The organism is Enterobacter sp. BNK-34, from assembly GCF_048684445.1.
Lineage (GTDB): Bacteria > Pseudomonadota > Gammaproteobacteria > Enterobacterales > Enterobacteriaceae > Enterobacter > Enterobacter pseudoroggenkampii.
The window spans coordinates 2,325,322-2,345,411 of sequence record NZ_JBLQUA010000001.1 but is presented as its reverse complement, the minus strand read 5'-3'; the positions used below and the strand labels follow the sequence as shown (position 1 = coordinate 2,345,411).

Below are 20,090 nucleotides of genomic sequence, written 5' to 3'. Positions count from 1 at the left end.
TGGTTCTCTCGTCAGATTGCGTCGCCGCTGCCGAAGGCGATGATCAGCCCGTAGGTGTAATCATCGAGCAGGTCATCGGCGCGCTTATGCGCTTTCTTGTCGGCAAGGTGGAATCGGGAAACCTGCTTGTGCAGATGGTTTGCTGTCTCGCCCTTGAAGACGGCTGTCTTCTCGTAGGCGTGTCGGGATATTTTCGCCAGGCCGCGGTAGTGGTAACCGGAGGCCATAATGGCGCGTTCGTCCTTTCCTTTGCTGGTAAGGGCGGACTCAATTTTGTTGACCGGCCATCCCAGGCTTTCACCTTTCTGCAGGAGGATGCTGCCCATGCCGGCGTCTTCGATGAACACGCCGAGGCTGCCGTTGATGGCAACGCACTGCCCGGAAAGCTCGTTGAGGCGGTCGAACACCGACGGCATCCACGTCTCCAGCAGCGCGCCGTCAATCTGCACGACATCCCAGTCCAGAATGGTGAGGCGCTGAATGCCGGGCCGGGTGTCGACGGCGTAATACACCACCGCCGTGCCGTCATGCTCAGAACCACCCTTGACGGCGGTATCCATGACAGCGAAGACGGCCTGGCACATTTCAGGGTAATCGACAGGTTGATCCTGATTCTCACCCTCGAACCATTTGCGGACGTCGAACAGCGAAGCGGCGGACCAGTCGACGAACTCGGCCAGAAACTCCTGGCGGAACACGCGCGGGTCGTTGTTGGCTTTCTCCTTCTCCAGTTCTTCCGGCGGAACGAACGGGTTGGAGGATGTCGGCGCGTGATGCTCGATAAAGCCAAGGTTCTTGTCGTGGCAGATGGCGTAGAAAAAGTTCTCCTCGTCCACCCCGTCCGGCGTTGAAAACACGTAGGCCCGGCCCTTCGTCGTCAGCAGCGTTGGCTTAATCGACTTCGGCCATATCTCCCTAAGCATCTCCGGCGACTTGGTAAATGCCGCTTCGTCTATCAGGATGATTTCGTACTCACGGCCACGGCCAGCCAGTTTGTTGTCGTTGGTGACCCAGAAGTCGATCTTCCCGCCATTCTTCAGCAGCAGGCGCTTCTCCTGGCGGCTAAAGCTTTTTTTCAGAGGCAGCAGGATTTCTTCGAGCTTGTCGTAGATCTCCTGATACTGGCGATACTCCGCGGTGAAGATACCGACGCGGCCTCCGAGTTCGATGTCCATGCCCGGGCGTTTAAACGGCGCAGTAGCATAGGTCACGGCAGCACTGGACAGCATGAAGGTTTTACCCCAGCGGCGACCACACCGGACCGCATGCAGTTGACCTTCCCAGGAATCGGACCAGACCTTTAACTGCCCGTCATGCAGCGTCGGGAGGTAAATGTCGGCCATATCATCTTCCAGGTATCGGCAGGGTATTGTGTACGACGATCGCGTTGTCTTTGTCGCCGTCTTTCAAAGCACTAATTTCGTGACGTAGCTTCTCGTTTTGCAACTCAAGACGCTCTACATCGAGCAACGATTGACGCTCGCTTGTTTTCCGCAAGAGGATTAGTCGCGCCAGCTCTTTGCGGGCGCTATCTTTGTCGGCAGTCAGGATTTCAATCCCGAACTTGCCAAGCTTCACACCATGCAGCAAATAGCGCGCATCACCTTCCAGATCCCTGGTATCGGCAAAGAATGGCTCTCCAACGCCTTCACCATTGCAGCGCGGGCATTCTGGGTTTGGGTCGCCGTTATCGACAAATCCAATACCCCCCGATGTGTCCGGGGGATGCGCGCCGTCGGCTTCAGCTTTGCGCTCAGCGGCAAGTTGCTCGGCAATATCCCGCCACTGATATCTGTGCTCGTTCCCCCAGCAGTACCGGCAGTTAACACGTCGATACTGAGCTATCTCGTTAGGGTCCGCGTTGATGATTGCCGTCAGTTGACCGATAACATCATCAAGCTCTGCTGCGTATCGCCTCTGCCGCTCATTGCGTAGGTGATGCACATAACGTGAAACCTTAGGGTTTCTGAGGAGCTGGCTAGCTGTCACGTAAGCGGCATTTCCCGTCCCCGTGTAACCGGCAAGACGATAGGCCTCGACGCGAGTTTTCCCCTCGACGACATGCTGCGCAAATATCATCTGTTGGTCAGAAAGACCGAAATCATCTGGTGCTGAGAGCGGAGTAACCGAGCGCTCTGGTGCAGTTTTTTTTTGCACCTCAGGCTCTGGCTTTGCGCTCTCCTGCGCGTGTTTTCCTTTCTGCGAATTCGCATTTTTTTTCGCAGCTTCTTTCTGCGATTTCGCACCATACGACGTTACTTTGATGTAGCGTTTCGCAGATGCGTAATTCAGTCCCTGAGCCTGGCACCAGTCTTTGGGGGAAATACCTGTTTTGGCATGCTCGGCGAGGAACTGGTCTTGCAGTGCTCCCCAGTCCGGTTTTGCCATAATACTTACCTCACTTTGACATTATCGAAGCCCCTCAGTGAAGGGCTTCTGTAATGCCTGCTCAGTCTTTCAGGAACTCTTTCGTGTTTACGGCAATTTCCCCGGTGAGGAGCTCTGCACTGGTGCAATCAACAATGACCGATGCGTGAGGGTTGGCGTTTTCGTTCAGCCATTGTATCAGCGGTTTTGCTGCTGCCTTGAAGGTGTCGTAGTTGTAGCGCCCTTTTGCTTCGTCCGAATCAGCTTTTGCTTCATCTTCGCATTCGTAAACCGGAGTGCACACAATGCTGTCGACGATATCGGCGCGGTAAGTTGTTGACTCAGCGTCAGATTGGTCTGTCAGCAGCTCGATAAATCCGTCGCGATGAGGGAGAGTAATCTTGTCTTTCGAATACCCTTCTGCGATCAGCTTCTTTGAAACCCAATTTGAACTTACCGCCGCCAGGGGTGAATGCTGACTGTGCTGATAAAGTTTTACCAACCAATGCTTAATGATTTTCATGTGACTACCCTTTTAGATGTGAGCCTGTCGCATGGCAAAGCCGCCAAGAGCGAACGGCTTGCCCAGGCTCACGACTGAAAGTCTCTCTTCGAAATGCGCATGCGAAGCGCAATAAAAAGCCCCGCTATTGCGAGGCTGTTATTTGAGGCACTGCTCTTTGATATAGTCCTGCAAATAGCCGACCTGCTTCGTCACTGTCGCGATTCGCTCTCTGAGGGTGAAATAATCCCGTTCAGCGGAGTCAGTAAGTCGGGGGCCGGAAGCATCGCCCATGCCGCCGGCGCTGGTCGCTCCGTTCGTGGGGCATCTGGCGTTGACGTGCAACCCACACTTGCCATCGCGAACACAACGCTGCAGATCATCAAGCTGCTTTTTCGCATCGGACAATTCCTTCGTGTATTTGGCATCCAGCGCAGCGACATCACGCTGGCGCACCTGCATATCTTTAATGGTGGCGTTAGCCAGGTTGAGATTTTTGGTGGCTTTGTCGCGCTGGTCTTTGTAGGCGATGGCATTGTCGCGGTAGTGGTTAATCGCCCAGGCCATGGAAACCAGCAGGCAGATAATGACAGCACAGATGATTGCGGTTAACCGACTCATTTCACACCGTCCAGGCAGAGCGCCTTTTCTTTCCCGGCGCGAGTTACCAGACCAGGAAGAACCTTTCCGCCACCCCATACCCAGCGAGGGAACTGGTTGCATGCCGCCGTGATATCCCCACCTCTGAGAAGAGAGAACATCGTGGAGGTACGCATGTTTCCGCAGCCAGCACGAAACGTTACCGATACAGCTGCAGAGAAAGTATCGTCAGATAGCTTTCTGCCATTCCCGTAGCGGTTAACGCAGGACTCAGCATCAAGGATGTTGCGCTCCCACTCGGCTGCGATCTGCTGGTCAGACTTAACGGTGCCGAGTTTTACGCCATGCGTGTTCCCCATGCCGTCAGTCAGCACACCTGCCGGGCAGACATACGGATCACGTCGGCAAGATTCAGCGTTGCCGATTAACTCCAGCCCGCGCTCGTTAGTCCTGACATGGCCCGCATTCATCACAATGGCGATGATCGTTCCGACGGAGCAGACAATGCCCGCCGCGCCGCTTTTCTTACTCAGTTTCAACTGGGCCACCGGAAATTCTCCGCATTGCCTCCGTAACTACCTCGGCGGCAGCCGGGCGATCGGAGTGGGGTTTTTTGCCTACATCAGATAAGTAGTTTTCCAGCAGCTGGGTGCGTTTCCTCTCCTCAGCCATACGCTCACGCTCTTCTTTCCGTTTTGCGTAATAAGTTTTTATCGTGAAGAACGCCGATATAAGCGCCCCGATAATAAACACGTAATCCTGCAGGCTAAGCAAAGAGAACAGCCCCAAGGCCGCCGACCACCAGTACGGCAGATCGTGTCCATTTGTTGGGTTCATACGTTGCATTCCACACCTCCGGCTTCGGGGTGCTGTGTCGTAGTAAGAGAAAGGCCGTCAGACACGATAGCTACGGGGCATCTGGAATTGATTGTCTGCGGCCGAAATAAAAAAGCCCGCGACAGGCGGGCAATATGGGGGTAAGGCAATGCCGGCTCTATGGCCGAAGGGTCCCAGGCAGTGGGTTTGTTTGTGGTGGCTGAAGTCGCGTTGTTGCCGTCCCCATTAGACCCGGCTCAAGGGTTTCGATGTCCCCGATTCATCAGCACTGTCATCTTGTACTTCACCACAACGGAAAGAGCATTGCCGCGCCAGGGAAGTGTGCCTGGTCTCACCGGGATGCCGTCACATACTCAATGCTCTTACCTGTTGCATGCTCCGTTTCGTGGAACTGACGGGAAGGAGCGCTACTCTTCCGCCTCATGCAAGATAACACCGCCCCGATGACGATGTGTTTTGCTGATGGCTCGCCTGGCTGGATTCGAACCAGCGACCAACCGCTTAGAAGGCGGTTGCTCTTTCCTCTGAGCTACAGGCAAATTGGTGCCGGGCAAAGGAATCGAACCTCTGACGCGCAGCTTACAAGGCTGCCGTTCTGCCACTGAACTAGACCGGCGAATTTGGCGGGACAGGAAGGATTCGAACCTTCGACCATTCGGTTAACAGCCGAACGCACAACCGCTGTGCTTCTGACCCTGAAACGAAAAAGCCCCGGCGGGATGCCAGGGCTCATTTTACAAACTGGATAGTGACTATCATCTTCATGCCGCCGATGTAATTTAGGCAGCATATCAAAGTAGACTCAAATATGGCTCATTTAATTGACTTTTGCAATACCCTGCTGCGAAAAAGTCGCCTTTTGTTGTGATCGTGTTCTCACAGCACAGAGAAGAGAATCGGCATCAAGCCGCTTAAAGATGTCGCACATGGCCCGCCAGTAGTCGGCGTAGTTATGGCACCAGTTATCAGGCTTAACGCCACACAGAGCCGCCAGGTACTGATGCTGATACACATCCTTGCCAGCCAGCTCCGCTTTGACGTCCTGCGCCGCCAGCCATATCAGTTTCTTCAGGCGCTCCATCGTTTTGCCGGCCACCTTCTTCGCGCCGAGGCGTTCCCGGAACTCTCCCCACGCCCACTGGGTGATCACCACCTGGTGCTCGAATTTGATGTTCTCGCTGTAGTTCCAGAGCAGCCACGCTTTCTGATGGTCTTCCAGAGAAAGCACAGCGCGGCGCCAGGATGCAGTGCTGTACTCTACCGGCCCCACCAGCGCGATTGATGAGCCCTTGGCGCGTGACTGGTTGCCGCTCATCGGCGGTCCGTCCGGGTTAACTTTCCGGCCGGTGACCGGGTCGGTGATTTTCTTCCGGCCCCGGCTGCGCGCTGTCGCGGTGAATTGCGCGTTCTCGGCGAAAGCTACCAGCTGCCCTTTCGTCGCCCCGCTCAGATCTGCGGTCGCCACAATGAGCTGCTGACGTACGTATTCCAGTTGCTGACTGTTCATGCGGCTTCCTTCTGTGGCTGGTTGGTTTTGGTCTGGTTATGCTTTGCTACTGGTGGCAGGCTAGCGCGCTTAACGCTTTCGGCCTGATACCGCAGGAAGTCTGTGTGGTTCATTCAGCCTCCAGTTCGGTGATGGTCAGTTCAAGCCTGCCGCCTTTGACGATTGGCATCCTCTTCACGCTGTAGTAGTAGACCTGCTGGTCATCGAGCCAGAACCCGGATTTCGTCAGGGCGTCGAACGCGGCCTTTTGCAGATTGTCCAGGTCGCGGCGGCGGCGATCCGGCATATGGCACTCAATGCGGATTTTCACGGGTGTCGCTAGGCCGATATCCAGCATTGAGTCTTTGATGATTCTGGCGACACTGTCGCGGTACGCCTGCCCTTCTGTGCTGATGTGCGTGCGCCCGCGGTTATGTCGGTAGTAGCGGTTGTTGCTCGGCGGCCACGGGAGGCTGATGCGGTAATCATTCATGTTTTTACGAGCCCCTCTTTAAGCCAGATGACCTGCGTGCGAGCCATGCCTTCCAGCGCGCACTCCTTTGCATATTCCGCATCGACCAGGCGAGTGCGGCGATCAATCTCGTCGTGGCAGCTGCTGCATGCGATGGTGGCGATCAGGTCAGGCGGCTTGATTCCGGTTCCGCACAGGCCCGCCAGGCGGATATGTGCCAGCACTGAGGTTTCAGGGTCGCCATTGCATACGCCTGGGATCCGCACCTGACATTCGCGGCCGCGTGCGGCCTTGCATAAATTAGCCATGCGCCCTCCGTGCCGCGAGGCGCAGCCATTTCTGATCCACCAGGCGGGCGGTGTAGCCTTTCAAAGCCGGGATGTCGGACGGATTAACAGCGGTCTTACGCTGACGGCGCGCCGGAACGCGGAAGATTTCGTTTGTGATGACGCGGGAAAGTGGAGTAGACATCAGGCCTCCTGCTTATCGCGCAGCTGCTGGTATTCGCAACTTTGGGGTATGGTCAGGTGGCAGCCGATATTCATCGCCCAAGCTTCGACTTTGCACAGGAAGATGTACATTTCGCCGGTTTCCAGATCGGAGGTATGGCGGAGAGATTGAACCGTGGTCACCTCTCCGGACACGACGTCTACCCGGTCTTTGCTTTCGTAGCCGAGATAGGTGTGTTTCATCGCGTCTTTGACCCACTCAGGCGTAGCAAAGGTCTTGCCGCGGGCGATGAGGTAGTCGCTGATTTCCGTGTACCACATGTGGCTGAGCGCGTTCTGAGACAGGCTGCGCTTCTCGCGCCACGGCTTAACCTGCAGGCGGAAGCATTGCCCGGCGTCCAGCAATGGCTGAATCTGCTGGCCGATTGCCGCAAAGTTGCCGCGATGGAGTTTGATACCGTCTACTGGCAGAGTCATACGGCCTCCTTAACGGAAACCGCAGAATGCAGAAAATCGCAGGTGCATTTCTGCATCTGTGACAAGGTGAGGATTTCAGATTGTGATCGCATTTAAGTCCCCTTAAATGCGAAGAAGTCATCGAAGTTGTTCAGGCTCCGATGACTTAATTATGGCTGGGTGATTATTGGAAATCAAACGTTGCTTGACGTTTAGTTATGCGTCGAATGGGTTAGGCACTATGCGATACCACTGTTGGCGAACTGAGTGGGCAGGCGACACCTATCGGATGTTTGCCATTGCAGATAAAGCACCGCATCTCGCTAAGCACCTGAGGAGAGGTAGCGATCGTCTTCGGAGGATTATCCTCGCTCAATGCATCACGGAACGCGACCGCAACAACCTTCCCGCCTAAAGCTTCCATATGGGCATGCACTGGCGGCTCCTTGCCGTCTTCGAACTCAATGACGAAAGTTAACTTGCCCATCACTTCACCTCCTGCTGCGGCGCTGCTGCAATCACGCTAGCGTGTTTGTTAATGGTCACGATAAGCTCCTGCTCGGCCTCATCAAGACAATCACCGATACCGCGTCTGTCACCATCAAAGTCATCGAAGTCTGCGCGAATTCGGGCAACCTTCCTTACTGCTGAAAACACTTCATCCGGAATCACCGGAGAGTTGCCAGACACGACGTCAGCACGAACATATAGCGTGTCGTCAGGGTGCTGATTGTCGCTGCACCATGTTAATTCGCTGAACTCGCCGTTCTCCGGCCATACACCAGCGGTTTGAAGCCAGATATGCTCTGGCGCATCCTTGCATGGCGTATTGACAGGAATATTTTCCGGAATATTTTGTTGTGAGTTTTGTTGTCGATTGGCAGCTCGCTCAGCCTTCAACGACAGAGCAAGATACTGCTCCATCGACGTTTTGGCTCCGGCAATAATCTCGTCAAGCACATCATCAGTCAGGTCTTTATCTGTCATCATCGCAGTATATCCTCCACGCCAATTAACCCCTTCCGGCTCAAGTAGTCCATTGCATCGCTTTGTAACTTGCTGTCAGGCTTGGCTTTTCTCAGTGAGTGGGCTAAACGCTTAATCCACATGACCAATTCGTCCACTCGCTTGGTATCCTCATTAGTGAGGGCGCCATCGGCACCCTGAAGCATGGCGGCGCGGCAGGCTTCCACAATGCTAACCCGCAGAGAACTTAGCGTGGCTAGGCTGTGACGCTCGCCGGTTATCTTGTCGATCCGTTTCATCAGGTCAGTTGCAAACAATTCAACAGCCGACTCATCAGGCACAGATGCCGGCGCTGGCGGGGCGATATAAGCGTTCAGGAATTCATAGCCATCATCCTTAAACCAATCAGCTTTTGAGTGCATCCAGCTGCCAAACTGCCCCGTTTTCTTGTTCCTCACAATAAAACCCACAGGCTCCGCTTCGAGCGATGCCAGCGCGATTTCCGATGAGCGCAATTCAAGCTGAAGATAGTCACGATAGCCACGATCGATATGCATGCTGGCTATAAGCCCATTCCGATGTTCAATCCGCGAGCGTAAATGCTCGATTAACTGCTCTTTGGTGAATTCTTTGGTAATAGTGCTCATGGGTTAGTCCTCCCTGTTGATGCGGATGCCTGCGGCAATTAGTTCATCTTCGAGGCGACACACCTCTTTAGCCAGCCTCGTTGAGTTGCTTTCAGCACTATGCTTGTAGTCACTGAACTCTCGCTCTACTTCGAATCGCTTCTCTCTGTGGATGCTTTCCAGCGACTTAGCCTGGTGTAAATCCTCTGCCTGTCGCTCAAGCTTGAAGCGCTGAAGCTCGACTAATTCGTGTGCGGCTTCCAGCTCATCCAGCAGCGCCCGAACTACATCTGCGGCTTTCTGGCACTGGTCAACAATGCTCACGTCACAACCGGTATCGAAACCGTCCTCAGTTTCAAAGCGGAGCTCTACGGTATCTCCGTCGATATCTGAAGGTTCAAACCCGGAAATGTTTTCCAGAATGCCGATAGTGCTTTCTGCGCGCTCACGTAATGCGCGTTTGTCGAAGTTGCTCATTGGGCGGCCTCCCGTGGATAATGCTGCATGTCTTTAACGCGATAGCGCCTGACTTCTGTTTCATCAACACCACAGCAAATACAGAGGCAAACAGGCTCAGATTCGGAGTGAATTTCCTCTTTCTTGCCAACGGTGACAGGCACTTCAACCCAGGTGTTTGAGCTGATCTGGCTAACGACTTTGTAGACAAACATTTCGTTTGGAACACCAAAGCGCTTTTGCTCAATCAGTGCATAATCACCAAATTCGAATTCAGGCTTCATGACTGCGCTCCTTTGCGAATTTCCACGGCGAAGAATCTCGCTCTAATCGCCTCACCCTCAAGGTCGCGAGCAGTAGTCTCACGACCAGCCTCTTTTGCCAGCCGAGCAGCAGTTAGACGACGATCAACCAGAGCATCAACACCCTGCGCCCGCACTTCAGCCAGGAAAGCGTCGATCGCAGGGGTTTCAACGCGGAAGTAAACCGGATCGCCGTTTTCAAAGATACCAGGGTCATCGACCAGTGTTTCGTGCTCATCAGCAGAGTAGACTTCCTGACGAAGCAGGCCATGCTTCAGCGCCAGCTCCTGTATCTCCGCACCATCAGCGGAGCCACCTTGCAAGGCGATAGAGAGCAACGCATCGACGAATGCATCCATCCCCGCATTCTCCGCAGCCAGCGCCGCGAGATGGGCTTCAAGTTCGGCAAGTTCCTGCTCGTTCTCGATTGCAGCCTGATACAACTTTTCAAGCTGAGACACTGAAGACAGAAGTCCGTTATGCCTAATCATTTCGACCAAATTTTTCACGCTCATACCCCTATCCTCCCCCAAACCATCAATACTCTCTTCATAGCCGCGCTGTTGCGGCACTCCTGAAATATTCCGTTGGTGCAACTGCGCGCGGTGCCGTCCTGCTCTTCCGGCGTCGCCAGGCGATAAGTCACCGTTCGCCAGACCTTGCTCACCCGCACAATCTTCCGGGCCCGCTCCAGATCGATAGCATTCTTCGTGATGCAGTTGATGGTCATGCCACACTCGGCAGACACATCCTTTGCGGTGAAGGTCCGGTGCGTTTCGAGATAACGCAGAATTGCCTGTTTACCTTTCATGCTGCCCCCTTGGAACGGTAAGAATCCCAGGTGAATGACAGCGTGCACCCGCCGCCATCGCTCATGCGGTCGATAACGCGCTCACTCACGAACTCTGCCAGTTCTTCTTTGGTCTGGTTGCTGATCAGGATGGTCGGCTTCATCCGCTCGTACCGGGTGTTGATGATTTCGAACATGATCAGCTTCTCGGCTTCGCTGCCAAACTGGACGCCCACCTCATCGATGATCAGCAGGTCAGGAGTGGTGAAGTGCGAAATCACGTCGTTCTCGCAGCGCGTCGCTGTTTTCGACCACGTTGATTTGAACTCACGGGCAATTTTCAGTGCTGTGGTGAAAATTACCGGGCTCTGGTGGTTCTCGATGACGTGGCGGGCAATCGCCAGGGCGAGGTGGTTTTTACCTGTTCCTGGCTTTCCGCACATCACCAGGCCGCCACCCTGTTTCAGGCGCTCGGGCCACTTTGCGGCATAAGCCTGGCAAACACGCAGCGCGCGCTCTGACTCTTTGCCAACCGGCTGGTAGTTTTCCAGCGTGCACGTCACAAAGCGCTCGGGGATTTCAAGCTGGCGCAGCAGGCGATCGATGTTCTGCTGACGCGTGCGGTCTTCCCAGCGTTTTTTCTCGGTATACAGGAAGGTCAACTCATCGCGCAGGCAGCCCGGGCAGCGAGTCGGCGGTGAAGGCAGCTTGATGAGGCTGCTGGTAAGAACGCGTTTACGCTGTTCGTACTCGCCATGTTTCTCGCACAGCACCGTTTCGCAGACGGTCTCGCAGTTAGGGAGTTGCTCTGGCGGCCTGCTGAGAACTTCCAGCATTTTTTCGATAGCGTCGATTTTTTCGAGCAGTTCCATACTCAGTCCCTCGCCCATGACGGGATTTCAGTCTGGCCATAGTCCTTGCCAGCGAAGTTCTCAGATACGCGAGACTGATTGCGGGAAGGCTGCTTGGCGCCCTTAGGCTCAAACAAACCCTGCCAGCCGTTAGCAATGCTCTGGTTGATGATTTCTTCAGGCTGGTAACCGCTGCACTTGCAACGCTCGAGCAGGTTGATGGCCTGGGTTACCGTCTGCTGAGACTTAATCGGTTTCTTCAGGTCGCGACGATAATCGACCCATGACTTCCAGACTGAAACTGACAGCCATTCAGGAAGGTCAACACCAGCCGGATCGAACGAAGCCGGTTTGGGGGATTTAGGGGGTTTATTAATATTGTCTTTATTGTCTTTTGTATGTTTGTCTTTTGTGTTTACCTGATTTGGGTAAGTGTCGTTACCTGATTCGGGTAAATATTTCTTACCTGATTCGGGTAAATTTACCTCTTTCAGGTAAACTTTATTTTCGTTACCTGATTTGGGTAATTTCACCCATTCGCTGACCGCTTTGTTAATCCCCACAGTTCGCCCGATTTGGGTAAATACCCCACGCTTAACTAACGCACTTTTAGCCGCAGAGCATTTGTGCGGGAGGATGCCGGTCAGGGCAGATAACTGATCATTGCTGACCCAGTCGGCCTTTTTGTTGAAACCGTATGTTTTGCGCATTACTGCCATGAAGACCAGCAGCTGATGCTGAGACAATCCAGCCAGCATGACAGCCTCCAGAAGTTCATTGGCGATGCGCGTATAGCCATCATCAAGATCTGCCACGCGCGGCTCCTTAGGTGCCACGTCAGGCACAGGGAAATTGATTACTTCGGCAGTGTTTGCCATAATTGCTCCTGTGAATTGATCCAGTTAATTCCACTTGAAAGCCGTTGGTGTTCCAGCACCGCGGCTTTCGCCCTTTCTGCGTTCATGCTTCAAAATCTCCCTTCACTCCATCCCGGTTAGAAATCAGGATGGCCAGTAGCAGCGACATGTTCGGTACCAGGTTCTCCCGCCACCGGCTTACGGTTGATTTGTTCACGCCAGCTACTTCGGCGATCCTGGTGGTCCCAAGATCTGCGATTTGCCGCTGCACCCAGCTCTCAATTCGTCGTGCCTCCGCTTTGTTGCGTGTCGTTAAGGTCTCCATTTGCGATACTTCCTCTGAATTAATTGGTTATGGCCGCCGGTCAGGCGGCTGTTGATTTATTTGGCTCGTCGCCAAAGAGAAGCCATTCAGGCTCGCACTTAAGGGCGCGCGCCAGCTCAACCAGGTAACGTGGGCGCTTTGTTGTCCCGGCCTCAATGGCCTGCAGAGATTGCTGTTTCATGCCAGCCAGCTTCGCCAGCTGATCCTGAGACAGATTCATCTCTTCACGTTTTTGCTTGAGTCGTTGAGAAATTGTTTCCATATCTCCTCCACAGTTTTATCTGTATTCTCTGACAGTTATTTCTGTTTGTCAATTACAGTTTTAACTGTGATTATCAGGGAGGACAGAGAGAGGTATTTATGAGCCTTGCGGACCGCGTAAAGCAGAAGAGAATTGAGCTGGGGTTAACCCAGGCAGAAGCAGCTGAAATGGCCGGTATACGGCAGCAATCCTGGCAGAGCATTGAAGACGGGAAAACACTTAAACCTCGGAATATAATTGGTATAGCCAAGGCTCTTAAATCCGATGCTGACTGGCTGATGAATGGCGGCGCCTTTATGCCGGTGGCAGAGGTTAACAGCAGGAGAGTTCCGTTGATAAGCTATGTTCAGGCAGGCGCATTAGCCGAAAAAAATCCCATTGAGGCTTTCGACGGGAACCTCGAGTACATCCTCACGGACTCTGATATTTCTGAATATACCTTCGCGCTGCGCATTGAAGGTGATTCGATGGAGCCTGATTTCAAGGCCGGGGACATTATCATCGTTGATCCCGAGGTTGAGCCAACTCCCGGGGAGTTTGTTGTGGCAAGGAACGGCGGAGCGCAGGCAACTTTCAAAAAATATCGCCCAACATACATTGACCCCATGGGATGCCAGCACTTTGAATTAGTCCCCCTAAATGATGATTACCCTGTCATTAACAGTGATCACCAGCCATTGACCATCATTGGCGTTATGATTGAGCATCGCATCTACCGCAGAAAGCGATAGCAGACCTTCCCTCCTATAAAAAATAACCGGCTTCGGCCGGTTTTTTTTCGTCTGAACAAAAATATTTTCCAATCAAATACAGAAACATATGTATTTTACGCCATTAAATACAGTTTTGTCTGTTGACGATAATACAGTTTTATCTGTATCTTTACTCCATCGAAACGAAACATCGACAGCTGAGCGAAGTTAGCCAGCGGCGGACAGCAAGTCGCCTGCTTTTTAACAACATGCAGATTTACAGCGTCAATGACCTGTTAAGACCCCTACACGTAAACGTGCTGTATCACCGGGTGCGATCCGGTCGGTGAGAGAGTATCCCCGCGCGAGAGCGAGAACGGCGTGAGAACGGGCAACACTGACAGTGAGTTGGCGCTGATTCAACTTAGAGGAGTGATTCCAATGAAGCACTAAAGCGGACAGTCCGCACCTTGATGCCTATTCAGGCAGCGTGACGACGGCGTTAATACGGTCGGGTTCCCACGGCGGCGTAGTGAGGGAAAGGAGGCGTAAAGCATCACTGAGTTACCGGTTAGCGCCCGGTTAACGCGTAAGCAGCTTCAAATGTGACCGGGTGACCGGCGCTGGCCACTGCGAGAGTGTGGCGAAGTGCTTTGTAGTGCAGTGAATTGCAGCTGCATCGACGGCAACCGGAAGATAAGCACCCGGCGCTGCACCACAAAGCATTTCTCCCGCATCAGCGGGTAACGACAGAGGGTAAGGCGATGGAGTTTAAGAAAGGAGATGTTGTTACGTGGTCAAGCCAGGCCAATGGCAGCTGGAAGACGAAAACAGGTGTGATTACGGAAGTGTGGGAATACAAAAAACAAACGCGTTACACCGTAAAAGTTGAACCGAAGGAAGGGTCGACGGCGAAACCGAAGTTTTACTACCCACGCACATCAGCACTTCAGAAGGTGTCATGACCCGCTCCGGCGGGTTTTTTAATGCTTCATACCTCAGTCGCTTCACCGAGGCGGCTTAGTTATGACAACCGGCGGCCATCCACCGCCCATTAGCGAAGAAGTCTTGTATTAACCGTTCCGTTCGCCGCGATAAGGCCAAGAGGATTTATGACAGACCTGAAAGATATAATCGCAAAGCTTTTAGAAGACGCCCGTCACCTTAATGAAATCGCTCCGAATGCTGGCACCGCAGCGCGTATCAAAGAAGCCGAAGAGGCTCTTAAGGCTGCATCATGACAGTCACCCACAACGGCAAGCAGTACACAGCCAAAAAGCTCAACGATAACGAGTGGCAGCTGACGTCGGTATCGGCACCACGCGACAAGCTGACTCTGAACCGCTGGCAGATGCATATCGCTGGCCTCCTGAAACAGGTTGAGGTGAAGGCATGATCAATCATCACCTGCTGCGCGCCGCGCAGAGTAAAGCAGCCATTGCCCTGTTTATCGGTGATGGCGCCATGTGGATGGCAGCCTACGACGAAATGAAGGTTGCCATCGGTTATCCGTGGCATAGAAAAGCAGCCTAACCCCCTATTCAACCGATCGGCCTGGCATTACGCGGGCGGCATCTGCACATCCAAATTTCAGGAGAAACCATGAGCGAAGTAACGGACTTAACTGTCATCGAAATCAAGCCGGAGCAGGCGCCAGTGCTCTACGTAACGGGCGGCCTTGACGCTTATCTCGAGCAAATCCGCCAGGCAGTGAACGAAGTGCCGGACCTGTCCACGAAGAAAGGCCGTGACCGTGTCGCCTCTCTGGCGGCGCAGGTGTCCCGCAGCAAGACGGCAATCGAAAAGCCTGGTCGTGAGTACCTGAAGCGCCTGAAAGAAGCTGTGCGCCCGGCTGAGGCCGAAATTAAGCGTTTCGTTGATGCCTGTGACGAGCTGCGCGATGCGACCCGCCGCCCACTCACAGAATGGGAAGCAGAGCAGGAACGCATCAAGGCTGAAGAAGCCATGAACGCGATGCACGCCGAAGCGCTGGTGATGAACGAAGAGTTCGACCGTCAGCGCGCCGCGCAGATCGAGGCAGACCACGAAATGGCTCTGCTGATGAATGACAAGTTTGACCGTGACCGCGAAGAGCAGCGCCGCCTAGCAGAACAGTCTCAGCGTGAACGTGACGAGCGACTGAAGCAGGAAGCGGCTGAGAAAGCCAAGCGCGAAGCCGAAGAGAGACATAAAGCGGAACTTGATGCTGCAGCGCGTCGCGAAGCTGAAGAGAAAGCACGCGCTGATGCCGCAGAGCGTAAACGCAAAGAAGACGCTGACCGTGCAGAACGTGAGAAGCAGGACGCCATCGCAGAAGAAAAACGGAAAGCACAGGAAGAAGCGGATCGCATCAAGCGTGAAGCTGAAGCGAAAGAGAAAGCCCGTCTTGCCGAAGAGCAGCGCAAAGCTGAAGAAGAAGCGCGCCGAGCCGCAGACAAAGAGCACCGCCGCACCGTCAACCGTCGCGTCATCGCCGACCTTATAGCTCAGGGCATCCCTGAAGAATTCGCGCAGAAAGCACTGCTGGCGATCGCTGGCGGCAAAGTGCAGGACGCGCATATCAAATATTGAGGCAACCATGAACGCATACCTCACTTACGACCGAATCGAAGATCGACGCTGGGCTGAGCTGCAGCTCATCGACGAGAAAGAGAAGTGGATCGGTGACCGGGCGCAGCAAATCATCGACATGATGCCGAAAGAGCCGTCCGGCCTCTTCCACTTCTCAGTCCCGATTGACTCCAGCCCATATGAAGGACTGCGCAGCGATGACGCTGGCAAGGCCTACAACGATTTCATTTCGGCAGTTGCTTACGCCCAGGCGGAATACGACTGGGAACACCGTACCGGCTGCCCGTTTTAATTTTTGAGGGGATTAACGATGGCAAACGAATTAACAATAACGGCGAGCGCGCTGCAGGAAAAAGGCATCGACGTCGCTACCTGGAGCGCGCTGAAGAACAGTATCTACCCTGGCGCCAAAGACGAATCGGTAATGATGGCGCTCGATTACTGCCGTGCCCGCCAGTTGGATCCATTGCTGAAGCCCGTTCACCTCGTGCCGATGAGCGTCAAAGACTCAAGAACGGGCAAAAGCGAATGGCGCGACGTCGTCATGCCGGGCATCGGGCTTTACCGCATTCAGGCAGACCGTTCTGGCGATTATGCCGGGGCCCGTGAGCCTGAGTTCGGGCCCGACGTAACTCAGACGCTTACTGGTGTCGAGGTGACCTTCCCTCAGTGGTGCAAATACACCGTTTTCAAGCGCATGCCCAGCGGCGAGATCGTCGAGTTCAGCGCCAAAGAATACTGGATTGAAAACTATGCCACCGGCGGCCGCGACACCACAGCGCCGAACGCTATGTGGAAAAAGCGCCCATACGGCCAGCTGGCGAAATGCGCAGAAGCCCAAGCGTTGCGTAAGGCATGGCCTGAGATTGGGCAGCAGCCTACCGCCGAAGAAATGGAAGGCAAATCTCTGGATGTCGATATGCGTGACGTCACGCCGCGAAGTACCACAGAAGCACTTCCACCAGCAGCAAGCGAAGAAACGCTTCAAGCGATCACCGATCTCTTAACATCGCTGAATAAAGACTGGGAGCAAGACTTCCTCCCGGTGTGCAGCGACATCTTCAAACGGCCAATTCTTGAGGCGTCAGACCTCACTGAAGAAGAGGCACAGAAAGGGTTCAACTTCCTTCAGAAAAAGGCTAAGGCGGCAGCATGACACCCGAAATTATCCTTGCCCGGACCGGCATTGATGTAACCACTATTCAACAGGGCGATGAGGCGTGGCACCGGTTGCGCCTCGGAGTTATCACCGCCTCTGAAGTCCACAACGTCATCGCCAAGCCAAGATCGGGAAAGAAGTGGACAGACATGAAAATGTCCTACTTCCACACGCTGCTCGCTGAGGTATGCACCGGCGTCGCGCCAGAGGTTAACGCCAAGGCGCTGGCCTGGGGCAAGCAGTACGAGGAAGACGCCCGTACCCTCTTCGAGTTCACCACTGACGTGAAAGTCACGGAGTCTCCGATCCTGTTCCGTGACGAGAGCATGCGCACCGCGTGCTCCCCTGACGGCTTGTGCAGTAACGGGTTCGGCCTTGAGCTTAAATGCCCTTTCACCTCTCGCGACTTCATGAAATTCCGCCTTGGCGGTTTCGAAGCAATCAAGTCTGCATACATGGCCCAGGTGCAGTACAGCATGTGGGTTACCGGAAAATACGCCTGGTTCTTTGCCAACTATGACCCGCGCATGAAACGCGAAGGCATTCACCACGTCGTCGTTGAGCGGGATCCGCAGTACATGTCCGACTTCAACGAAATGGTGCCGGAGTTCATTGAGAAGATGGACGAGGCGCTGGCAGAGATCGGCTTCACGTTCGGGGAACAGTGGAAATGAAACGCACACCCTTTTACCGCCGGCCTGGGCGAACCGGGCAATTCTCCGGCCTCCGTGAGCGCGTTATCTGGATGATTCAGACGCGCGGCCGCCCGGTAACCGGTAGCGAAATTGCCGAGAAGTTTGGCGTAACGCTCATCGAGTTTAACCGTGTCGCCAACGGCATTACCCGCGGCACCGGACAGATAGCGCAGATCGTTGAGTCGGAAAAGTGGATCAACGAGGACGGCATATGCGACCGGGCATTCGACCTGGTCACGAAGCCGAAGGTCGTAACGCCGCAAGGCAAATCACGGCTGTTTACCCGGCGCGCCATAGAACAATCGCAGGAAGGTAGACGGCAGGAGTGCATTGAACGTGCCTCCCGCCGTCGCCGCCTGATTGCTCAGGGCCTCTACATCGACGAAATGGAGTCCATCCTATGACTCACGCTCACGACGACATCAGGGTTGGCACATTGCGCCTTCCCTTCATTGGTAAAGGCTGGCTAATGCCATGGGGTGAAGTGGTCAGCAATCCATTAAAGGCGCAGCGGCTCGCTGAGGAATATCGGGAAAGGCAGGAGGCGGCATGACAGCGAAATACTCACTTCTGTATGTCGATCCTCCCTGGTCTTACGGCAACACCATCAGCAATGGCGCCGCTGCCGACCACTATTCCACCATGAAGCTAATCGACATCAAACGCCTGCCAGTCTGGGAACTTGCCGCCGAAAACGCTGTGCTGGCGATGTGGTACACCGGCACGCATAACCAGGAGGCTATCGAACTGGCTGAGGCCTGGGGATTTACCGTTCGCACGATGAAGGGCTTTACCTGGGTGAAGCTGAATCAGAATGCCGAGCTGCGCATCAACAAGGCGCTGTCCGAGGGTGAGGTCACCGACTTTTACGACTTCCTCGATCTGCTTAACGCCGAGACGCGCATGAACGGCGGCAACCACACTAGGGCCAACACCGAAGACCTGTTGATTGCCACCCGCGGCGCCGGGCTGGAGCGTAAGCACGCCGGGATTAAGCAGGTGGTCTACAGCCCGCTGGGCGCGCACAGCGAAAAGCCGTGGGAAGTTCGCCGCCGGCTGGAGTTGCTTTACGGTGATGTGCCTCGCATTGAGCTGTTCAGCCGCAGCGCGGCACCAGGCTGGCACCACTGGGGAAACCAGTGCGACACCGCCGCTGTAGAACTGCTGCCCGGCTGCGCCATCAATGTTGTGAAAACGGAGGCCGCATGACACCAGAAACAGACAACGCCATCCGCGCCGCCTGCCGCCGCTGCACCGAGGAAATCCAACAGGCCATGCGCAGGAAGCCAAAGCCTAATTGGAACGAAACGGTGCCTCCCATCATCAACAAGCATCACAAGAAAATTGAAGCTCTGGGAGTTAGCCTCCTGGAGTTCGTCGTCAAAACTGGCCGCCTTAACGGGCGGTTTGGAGCCGAACAATGATTCGCCGACAGATAGATACATCAACCAGATTTCTGCTTGATACCGCCTTTCACCGACTTGAAATAATCCGTGATGACGGTCTCTACCGCCACCTGCGCATGAAGCAGCCCGGTACGTCCTGTTATTACTTCGACATTATCACCTGGCCGGGATATCTGACTGTCACCGGCGACATGGGCACCTGGACATTCTCCCGTATCGCGGACATGTTCGACTTTTTCGGTCCGTGGCAAGACGGTATTAACACCGGTTATTGGTCCGAAAAGCTGGAGGCTGGCGCTGGCTATTCAGCGTGTGAGCTATTGGCGAAAGAGTACGATCATGATGCTTTTTGCCGAAGCCTGAAGGAATCAATGAGCGAGTATCTGGAAGATGCCCCAGAAGACCAGCAGGAAGACGAAGACTGGGATGATGAAGACGATACTCCAGACAGTGATAAAGCCAAGGTCCGTGAGGCGGTCCGTGAATTATGCCGTGGTGGATTTAGCAATGACTGGGAAGCATATCAGGCAGTTTATAACGCTGACTGGCCCGAAAGTTGGAGTGCGTGGGATGTCTGCGACGGGTTGACGTTCAAAACCTACACCAGCCACTTCCGCTGGATACTCTTTGCCATCACCTGGGCGATCTCCAAATACCACAACACCAAGCTGGTCGATAAGTCGATGGCTGCCTTCCTCGCAGTGAAAGGGTTACCAGCATGAACAGAGCCGCACCCGTTGATTTGAGGAAAAGCCTGGAAATCGCCAATAACCTTGCGCACATCGGGATTCGCTTTGTGCCGATCCCGGTAGCGACCGAGGAAGAATTCCAGACACTGGCCGCCGAGCTATCGCGACGGCTTGAGCAGATGGCAGTCGAAGCCGAGAAGAATGAAGGCGGTGCAGCATGAAGGCATTAATCACCAGGTCGCTAATGCGGCCTTTTTTATTGCTGGCGTTCACC

General features: G+C 54.4%; 36 protein-coding genes, 3 tRNA genes and 1 pseudogene. 14 read left to right on the top strand and 26 right to left on the bottom strand.

Annotation, left to right across the window (positions count from 1 at the left end; translation table 11 throughout):
- Positions 1-11 precede the first annotated feature (11 nt).
- From ACMGG5_RS11450 to ACMGG5_RS11325, 26 genes and pseudogenes are all read right to left on the bottom strand, one after another.
- A complete protein-coding gene (locus tag ACMGG5_RS11450) occupies positions 12-1,343 on the bottom strand; it encodes a terminase large subunit domain-containing protein (protein ID WP_250127086.1) in 1,332 nt (443 codons plus the stop codon).
- Position 1,344: 1 nt separating this feature from the next.
- Positions 1,345-2,388, bottom strand: coding sequence for a terminase small subunit (locus tag ACMGG5_RS11445; protein WP_420277864.1), 1,044 nt, complete (start codon positions 2,386-2,388; stop codon positions 1,345-1,347).
- A gap of 61 nt (positions 2,389-2,449) precedes the next feature.
- A complete protein-coding gene (locus ACMGG5_RS11440) occupies positions 2,450-2,890 on the bottom strand; it encodes a hypothetical protein (RefSeq protein WP_420277863.1) in 441 nt (146 codons plus the stop codon).
- A gap of 138 nt (positions 2,891-3,028) precedes the next feature.
- Positions 3,029-3,490, bottom strand: a complete 462-nt coding sequence (locus tag ACMGG5_RS11435; RefSeq protein ID WP_420277862.1) for a lysis protein — start codon at positions 3,488-3,490, stop codon at positions 3,029-3,031.
- Positions 3,487-3,939, bottom strand: coding sequence for a lysozyme (locus tag ACMGG5_RS11430; RefSeq protein ID WP_257467735.1), 453 nt, complete (start codon positions 3,937-3,939; stop codon positions 3,487-3,489). Before ACMGG5_RS11430 ends, ACMGG5_RS11435 begins: the two co-directional genes overlap by 4 nt.
- 55 nt (positions 3,940-3,994) lie before the next feature.
- Positions 3,995-4,315, bottom strand: coding sequence for a hypothetical protein (locus tag ACMGG5_RS11425; RefSeq protein WP_126306037.1), 321 nt, complete (start codon positions 4,313-4,315; stop codon positions 3,995-3,997).
- A gap of 454 nt (positions 4,316-4,769) precedes the next feature.
- Positions 4,770-4,845: transfer RNA gene (locus ACMGG5_RS11420), tRNA-Arg, on the bottom strand.
- A gap of 2 nt (positions 4,846-4,847) precedes the next feature.
- Positions 4,848-4,922: transfer RNA gene (locus tag ACMGG5_RS11415), tRNA-Thr, on the bottom strand.
- A gap of 5 nt (positions 4,923-4,927) precedes the next feature.
- Positions 4,928-5,002 (bottom strand) — tRNA-Asn (locus tag ACMGG5_RS11410).
- 121 nt (positions 5,003-5,123) lie between these two features.
- Positions 5,124-5,813, bottom strand: a complete 690-nt coding sequence (locus ACMGG5_RS11405) for a bacteriophage antitermination protein Q (RefSeq protein WP_420277861.1) — start codon at positions 5,811-5,813, stop codon at positions 5,124-5,126.
- Positions 5,810-5,926 (bottom strand): hypothetical protein, encoded by a 117-nt coding sequence (locus ACMGG5_RS11400; protein ID WP_420277860.1) that lies wholly within the window; start codon positions 5,924-5,926, stop codon positions 5,810-5,812. The genes ACMGG5_RS11405 and ACMGG5_RS11400 overlap by 4 nt, the downstream gene beginning before the upstream one ends.
- Positions 5,923-6,285 carry a crossover junction endodeoxyribonuclease RusA gene (gene rusA, locus ACMGG5_RS11395; protein ID WP_420277859.1) on the bottom strand — a complete coding sequence of 121 codons (363 nt, stop codon included), beginning with the start codon at positions 6,283-6,285 and terminating at the stop codon, positions 5,923-5,925. Before rusA ends, ACMGG5_RS11400 begins: the two co-directional genes overlap by 4 nt.
- On the bottom strand, positions 6,282-6,572 hold the full coding sequence (locus tag ACMGG5_RS11390) for a DUF1364 domain-containing protein (protein ID WP_252073432.1): 291 nt from the start codon (positions 6,570-6,572) through the stop codon (positions 6,282-6,284). Before ACMGG5_RS11390 ends, rusA begins: the two co-directional genes overlap by 4 nt.
- Entirely contained in the window at positions 6,565-6,735 is a 171-nt protein-coding gene (locus ACMGG5_RS11385) for a NinE family protein (protein ID WP_420277858.1), read from the bottom strand. Before ACMGG5_RS11385 ends, ACMGG5_RS11390 begins: the two co-directional genes overlap by 8 nt.
- Positions 6,735-7,190, bottom strand: coding sequence for a YbcN family protein (locus tag ACMGG5_RS11380; RefSeq protein WP_045281518.1), 456 nt, complete (start codon positions 7,188-7,190; stop codon positions 6,735-6,737). Before ACMGG5_RS11380 ends, ACMGG5_RS11385 begins: the two co-directional genes overlap by 1 nt.
- 211 nt (positions 7,191-7,401) lie before the next feature.
- Entirely contained in the window at positions 7,402-7,656 is a 255-nt protein-coding gene (locus ACMGG5_RS11375) for a hypothetical protein (RefSeq protein ID WP_420277857.1), read from the bottom strand.
- Positions 7,656-8,006, bottom strand: a pseudogene (locus ACMGG5_RS11370) (hypothetical protein); the annotation flags it as partial. The pseudogene ACMGG5_RS11370 and the gene ACMGG5_RS11375, both read right to left, overlap by 1 nt.
- Before the next feature lie 149 nt (positions 8,007-8,155).
- The gene (locus tag ACMGG5_RS11365; RefSeq protein ID WP_420277856.1) at positions 8,156-8,782 is read right to left on the bottom strand and encodes a hypothetical protein; all 627 of its coding nucleotides are present in this window, start codon (positions 8,780-8,782) and stop codon (positions 8,156-8,158) included.
- A 3-nt stretch (positions 8,783-8,785) separates the two neighbouring features.
- Positions 8,786-9,238, bottom strand: coding sequence for an ead/Ea22-like family protein (locus ACMGG5_RS11360; RefSeq protein WP_420277855.1), 453 nt, complete (start codon positions 9,236-9,238; stop codon positions 8,786-8,788).
- Positions 9,235-9,501, bottom strand: a complete 267-nt coding sequence (locus tag ACMGG5_RS11355; protein ID WP_159403355.1) for a hypothetical protein — start codon at positions 9,499-9,501, stop codon at positions 9,235-9,237. Before ACMGG5_RS11355 ends, ACMGG5_RS11360 begins: the two co-directional genes overlap by 4 nt.
- The gene (locus ACMGG5_RS11350; protein ID WP_420277854.1) at positions 9,498-10,034 is read right to left on the bottom strand and encodes a hypothetical protein; all 537 of its coding nucleotides are present in this window, start codon (positions 10,032-10,034) and stop codon (positions 9,498-9,500) included. The genes ACMGG5_RS11355 and ACMGG5_RS11350 overlap by 4 nt, the downstream gene beginning before the upstream one ends.
- Entirely contained in the window at positions 10,031-10,330 is a 300-nt protein-coding gene (locus ACMGG5_RS11345) for a protein ren (RefSeq protein ID WP_409244560.1), read from the bottom strand. The genes ACMGG5_RS11350 and ACMGG5_RS11345 overlap by 4 nt, the downstream gene beginning before the upstream one ends.
- Positions 10,327-11,181 (bottom strand): ATP-binding protein, encoded by an 855-nt coding sequence (locus ACMGG5_RS11340; protein WP_409244559.1) that lies wholly within the window; start codon positions 11,179-11,181, stop codon positions 10,327-10,329. The genes ACMGG5_RS11345 and ACMGG5_RS11340 overlap by 4 nt, the downstream gene beginning before the upstream one ends.
- 2 nt (positions 11,182-11,183) lie before the next feature.
- Positions 11,184-12,038, bottom strand: a complete 855-nt coding sequence (locus ACMGG5_RS11335; protein ID WP_420277853.1) for a replication protein — start codon at positions 12,036-12,038, stop codon at positions 11,184-11,186.
- 82 nt (positions 12,039-12,120) lie between these two features.
- Positions 12,121-12,342 carry a CII family transcriptional regulator gene (locus ACMGG5_RS11330; RefSeq protein WP_017383074.1) on the bottom strand — a complete coding sequence of 74 codons (222 nt, stop codon included), beginning with the start codon at positions 12,340-12,342 and terminating at the stop codon, positions 12,121-12,123.
- Between the two features lie 40 nt (positions 12,343-12,382).
- Positions 12,383-12,604, bottom strand: coding sequence for a helix-turn-helix domain-containing protein (locus ACMGG5_RS11325; RefSeq protein WP_023296412.1), 222 nt, complete (start codon positions 12,602-12,604; stop codon positions 12,383-12,385).
- Between the two features lie 98 nt (positions 12,605-12,702).
- Here ACMGG5_RS11325 and ACMGG5_RS11320 point away from each other — a divergent pair, with 98 nt between their 5' ends.
- The 14 genes from ACMGG5_RS11320 to ACMGG5_RS11255 all read left to right on the top strand — a co-directional run bounded on the left by ACMGG5_RS11320 (position 12,703) and on the right by ACMGG5_RS11255 (position 20,037).
- Positions 12,703-13,335, top strand: a complete 633-nt coding sequence (locus ACMGG5_RS11320) for a LexA family protein (protein WP_058657415.1) — start codon at positions 12,703-12,705, stop codon at positions 13,333-13,335.
- A gap of 1,073 nt (positions 13,336-14,408) precedes the next feature.
- Positions 14,409-14,537 (top strand): hypothetical protein, encoded by a 129-nt coding sequence (locus ACMGG5_RS11315; RefSeq protein ID WP_258320270.1) that lies wholly within the window; start codon positions 14,409-14,411, stop codon positions 14,535-14,537.
- Positions 14,534-14,692, top strand: coding sequence for a hypothetical protein (locus ACMGG5_RS11310; RefSeq protein WP_023327240.1), 159 nt, complete (start codon positions 14,534-14,536; stop codon positions 14,690-14,692). The genes ACMGG5_RS11315 and ACMGG5_RS11310 overlap by 4 nt, the downstream gene beginning before the upstream one ends.
- Positions 14,689-14,829 (top strand): host cell division inhibitory peptide Kil, encoded by a 141-nt coding sequence (locus ACMGG5_RS11305; protein ID WP_045332448.1) that lies wholly within the window; start codon positions 14,689-14,691, stop codon positions 14,827-14,829. The genes ACMGG5_RS11310 and ACMGG5_RS11305 overlap by 4 nt, the downstream gene beginning before the upstream one ends.
- A 69-nt stretch (positions 14,830-14,898) precedes the next feature.
- Positions 14,899-15,867 carry a hypothetical protein gene (locus tag ACMGG5_RS11300; protein WP_420277852.1) on the top strand — a complete coding sequence of 323 codons (969 nt, stop codon included), beginning with the start codon at positions 14,899-14,901 and terminating at the stop codon, positions 15,865-15,867.
- A 7-nt stretch (positions 15,868-15,874) separates the two neighbouring features.
- Complete coding sequence (gene gamL / locus ACMGG5_RS11295) at positions 15,875-16,159, top strand: host nuclease inhibitor GamL (RefSeq protein WP_420277851.1); 285 nt, start codon at positions 15,875-15,877, stop codon at positions 16,157-16,159.
- Between the two features lie 18 nt (positions 16,160-16,177).
- Complete coding sequence (bet, locus tag ACMGG5_RS11290) at positions 16,178-17,023, top strand: phage recombination protein Bet (RefSeq protein ID WP_420277850.1); 846 nt, start codon at positions 16,178-16,180, stop codon at positions 17,021-17,023.
- Positions 17,020-17,700 carry a lambda exonuclease family protein gene (locus tag ACMGG5_RS11285; protein ID WP_420277849.1) on the top strand — a complete coding sequence of 227 codons (681 nt, stop codon included), beginning with the start codon at positions 17,020-17,022 and terminating at the stop codon, positions 17,698-17,700. The genes bet and ACMGG5_RS11285 overlap by 4 nt, the downstream gene beginning before the upstream one ends.
- Positions 17,697-18,125 carry a regulator gene (locus tag ACMGG5_RS11280; RefSeq protein ID WP_420277848.1) on the top strand — a complete coding sequence of 143 codons (429 nt, stop codon included), beginning with the start codon at positions 17,697-17,699 and terminating at the stop codon, positions 18,123-18,125. The genes ACMGG5_RS11285 and ACMGG5_RS11280 overlap by 4 nt, the downstream gene beginning before the upstream one ends.
- Complete coding sequence (locus ACMGG5_RS11275; RefSeq protein WP_063308737.1) at positions 18,122-18,274, top strand: DUF1317 family protein; 153 nt, start codon at positions 18,122-18,124, stop codon at positions 18,272-18,274. Before ACMGG5_RS11280 ends, ACMGG5_RS11275 begins: the two co-directional genes overlap by 4 nt.
- Positions 18,271-18,930, top strand: coding sequence for an MT-A70 family methyltransferase (locus ACMGG5_RS11270; protein WP_420277847.1), 660 nt, complete (start codon positions 18,271-18,273; stop codon positions 18,928-18,930). Before ACMGG5_RS11275 ends, ACMGG5_RS11270 begins: the two co-directional genes overlap by 4 nt.
- Positions 18,927-19,145, top strand: coding sequence for a hypothetical protein (locus tag ACMGG5_RS11265; RefSeq protein ID WP_264863655.1), 219 nt, complete (start codon positions 18,927-18,929; stop codon positions 19,143-19,145). Before ACMGG5_RS11270 ends, ACMGG5_RS11265 begins: the two co-directional genes overlap by 4 nt.
- The gene (locus ACMGG5_RS11260) at positions 19,142-19,849 is read left to right on the top strand and encodes a hypothetical protein (RefSeq protein WP_420277846.1); all 708 of its coding nucleotides are present in this window, start codon (positions 19,142-19,144) and stop codon (positions 19,847-19,849) included. The genes ACMGG5_RS11265 and ACMGG5_RS11260 overlap by 4 nt, the downstream gene beginning before the upstream one ends.
- Positions 19,846-20,037: a DUF1382 family protein gene (locus tag ACMGG5_RS11255; protein ID WP_094166988.1), complete on the top strand. Its 192-nt coding sequence runs from the start codon at positions 19,846-19,848 to the stop codon at positions 20,035-20,037. The genes ACMGG5_RS11260 and ACMGG5_RS11255 overlap by 4 nt, the downstream gene beginning before the upstream one ends.
- Positions 20,038-20,090 lie beyond the last annotated feature (53 nt).

Bases quoted from the DNA above. Each gene is read 5' to 3' on its own strand.
- ACMGG5_RS11315 (WP_258320270.1), top strand. From the start codon at position 14,409: ATGACAGACCTGAAAGATATAATCGCAAAGCTTTTAGAAGACGCCCGT.
- ACMGG5_RS11400 (WP_420277860.1), bottom strand. From the start codon at position 5,926: ATGAACCACACAGACTTCCTGCGGTATCAGGCCGAAAGCGTTAAGCGC.
- ACMGG5_RS11260 (WP_420277846.1), top strand. From the start codon at position 19,142: ATGATTCGCCGACAGATAGATACATCAACCAGATTTCTGCTTGATACC.
- ACMGG5_RS11345 (WP_409244560.1), bottom strand. From the start codon at position 10,330: ATGAAAGGTAAACAGGCAATTCTGCGTTATCTCGAAACGCACCGGACC.
- ACMGG5_RS11300 (WP_420277852.1), top strand. From the start codon at position 14,899: ATGAGCGAAGTAACGGACTTAACTGTCATCGAAATCAAGCCGGAGCAG.
- ACMGG5_RS11445 (WP_420277864.1), bottom strand. From the start codon at position 2,388: ATGGCAAAACCGGACTGGGGAGCACTGCAAGACCAGTTCCTCGCCGAG.
- ACMGG5_RS11380 (WP_045281518.1), bottom strand. From the start codon at position 7,190: ATGACTCTGCCAGTAGACGGTATCAAACTCCATCGCGGCAACTTTGCG.
- bet (WP_420277850.1), top strand. From the start codon at position 16,178: ATGGCAAACGAATTAACAATAACGGCGAGCGCGCTGCAGGAAAAAGGC.
- ACMGG5_RS11320 (WP_058657415.1), top strand. From the start codon at position 12,703: ATGAGCCTTGCGGACCGCGTAAAGCAGAAGAGAATTGAGCTGGGGTTA.
- ACMGG5_RS11360 (WP_420277855.1), bottom strand. From the start codon at position 9,238: ATGAGCAACTTCGACAAACGCGCATTACGTGAGCGCGCAGAAAGCACT.
- ACMGG5_RS11325 (WP_023296412.1), bottom strand. From the start codon at position 12,604: ATGGAAACAATTTCTCAACGACTCAAGCAAAAACGTGAAGAGATGAAT.
- ACMGG5_RS11275 (WP_063308737.1), top strand. From the start codon at position 18,122: ATGACTCACGCTCACGACGACATCAGGGTTGGCACATTGCGCCTTCCC.
- ACMGG5_RS11265 (WP_264863655.1), top strand. From the start codon at position 18,927: ATGACACCAGAAACAGACAACGCCATCCGCGCCGCCTGCCGCCGCTGC.
- ACMGG5_RS11350 (WP_420277854.1), bottom strand. From the start codon at position 10,034: ATGAGCGTGAAAAATTTGGTCGAAATGATTAGGCATAACGGACTTCTG.
- ACMGG5_RS11450 (WP_250127086.1), bottom strand. From the start codon at position 1,343: ATGGCCGACATTTACCTCCCGACGCTGCATGACGGGCAGTTAAAGGTC.
- ACMGG5_RS11355 (WP_159403355.1), bottom strand. From the start codon at position 9,501: ATGAAGCCTGAATTCGAATTTGGTGATTATGCACTGATTGAGCAAAAG.
- ACMGG5_RS11285 (WP_420277849.1), top strand. From the start codon at position 17,020: ATGACACCCGAAATTATCCTTGCCCGGACCGGCATTGATGTAACCACT.
- ACMGG5_RS11310 (WP_023327240.1), top strand. From the start codon at position 14,534: ATGACAGTCACCCACAACGGCAAGCAGTACACAGCCAAAAAGCTCAAC.
- ACMGG5_RS11440 (WP_420277863.1), bottom strand. From the start codon at position 2,890: ATGAAAATCATTAAGCATTGGTTGGTAAAACTTTATCAGCACAGTCAG.
- rusA (WP_420277859.1), bottom strand. From the start codon at position 6,285: ATGAATGATTACCGCATCAGCCTCCCGTGGCCGCCGAGCAACAACCGC.
- ACMGG5_RS11270 (WP_420277847.1), top strand. From the start codon at position 18,271: ATGACAGCGAAATACTCACTTCTGTATGTCGATCCTCCCTGGTCTTAC.
- ACMGG5_RS11435 (WP_420277862.1), bottom strand. From the start codon at position 3,490: ATGAGTCGGTTAACCGCAATCATCTGTGCTGTCATTATCTGCCTGCTG.
- ACMGG5_RS11385 (WP_420277858.1), bottom strand. From the start codon at position 6,735: ATGTCTACTCCACTTTCCCGCGTCATCACAAACGAAATCTTCCGCGTT.
- ACMGG5_RS11280 (WP_420277848.1), top strand. From the start codon at position 17,697: ATGAAACGCACACCCTTTTACCGCCGGCCTGGGCGAACCGGGCAATTC.
- ACMGG5_RS11425 (WP_126306037.1), bottom strand. From the start codon at position 4,315: ATGCAACGTATGAACCCAACAAATGGACACGATCTGCCGTACTGGTGG.
- ACMGG5_RS11430 (WP_257467735.1), bottom strand. From the start codon at position 3,939: ATGAATGCGGGCCATGTCAGGACTAACGAGCGCGGGCTGGAGTTAATC.
- ACMGG5_RS11405 (WP_420277861.1), bottom strand. From the start codon at position 5,813: ATGAACAGTCAGCAACTGGAATACGTACGTCAGCAGCTCATTGTGGCG.
- ACMGG5_RS11255 (WP_094166988.1), top strand. From the start codon at position 19,846: ATGAACAGAGCCGCACCCGTTGATTTGAGGAAAAGCCTGGAAATCGCC.
- ACMGG5_RS11335 (WP_420277853.1), bottom strand. From the start codon at position 12,038: ATGGCAAACACTGCCGAAGTAATCAATTTCCCTGTGCCTGACGTGGCA.
- ACMGG5_RS11305 (WP_045332448.1), top strand. From the start codon at position 14,689: ATGATCAATCATCACCTGCTGCGCGCCGCGCAGAGTAAAGCAGCCATT.
- ACMGG5_RS11340 (WP_409244559.1), bottom strand. From the start codon at position 11,181: ATGGAACTGCTCGAAAAAATCGACGCTATCGAAAAAATGCTGGAAGTT.
- ACMGG5_RS11365 (WP_420277856.1), bottom strand. From the start codon at position 8,782: ATGAGCACTATTACCAAAGAATTCACCAAAGAGCAGTTAATCGAGCAT.
- ACMGG5_RS11390 (WP_252073432.1), bottom strand. From the start codon at position 6,572: ATGGCTAATTTATGCAAGGCCGCACGCGGCCGCGAATGTCAGGTGCGG.
- ACMGG5_RS11330 (WP_017383074.1), bottom strand. From the start codon at position 12,342: ATGGAGACCTTAACGACACGCAACAAAGCGGAGGCACGACGAATTGAG.
- ACMGG5_RS11375 (WP_420277857.1), bottom strand. From the start codon at position 7,656: ATGGGCAAGTTAACTTTCGTCATTGAGTTCGAAGACGGCAAGGAGCCG.
- gamL (WP_420277851.1), top strand. From the start codon at position 15,875: ATGAACGCATACCTCACTTACGACCGAATCGAAGATCGACGCTGGGCT.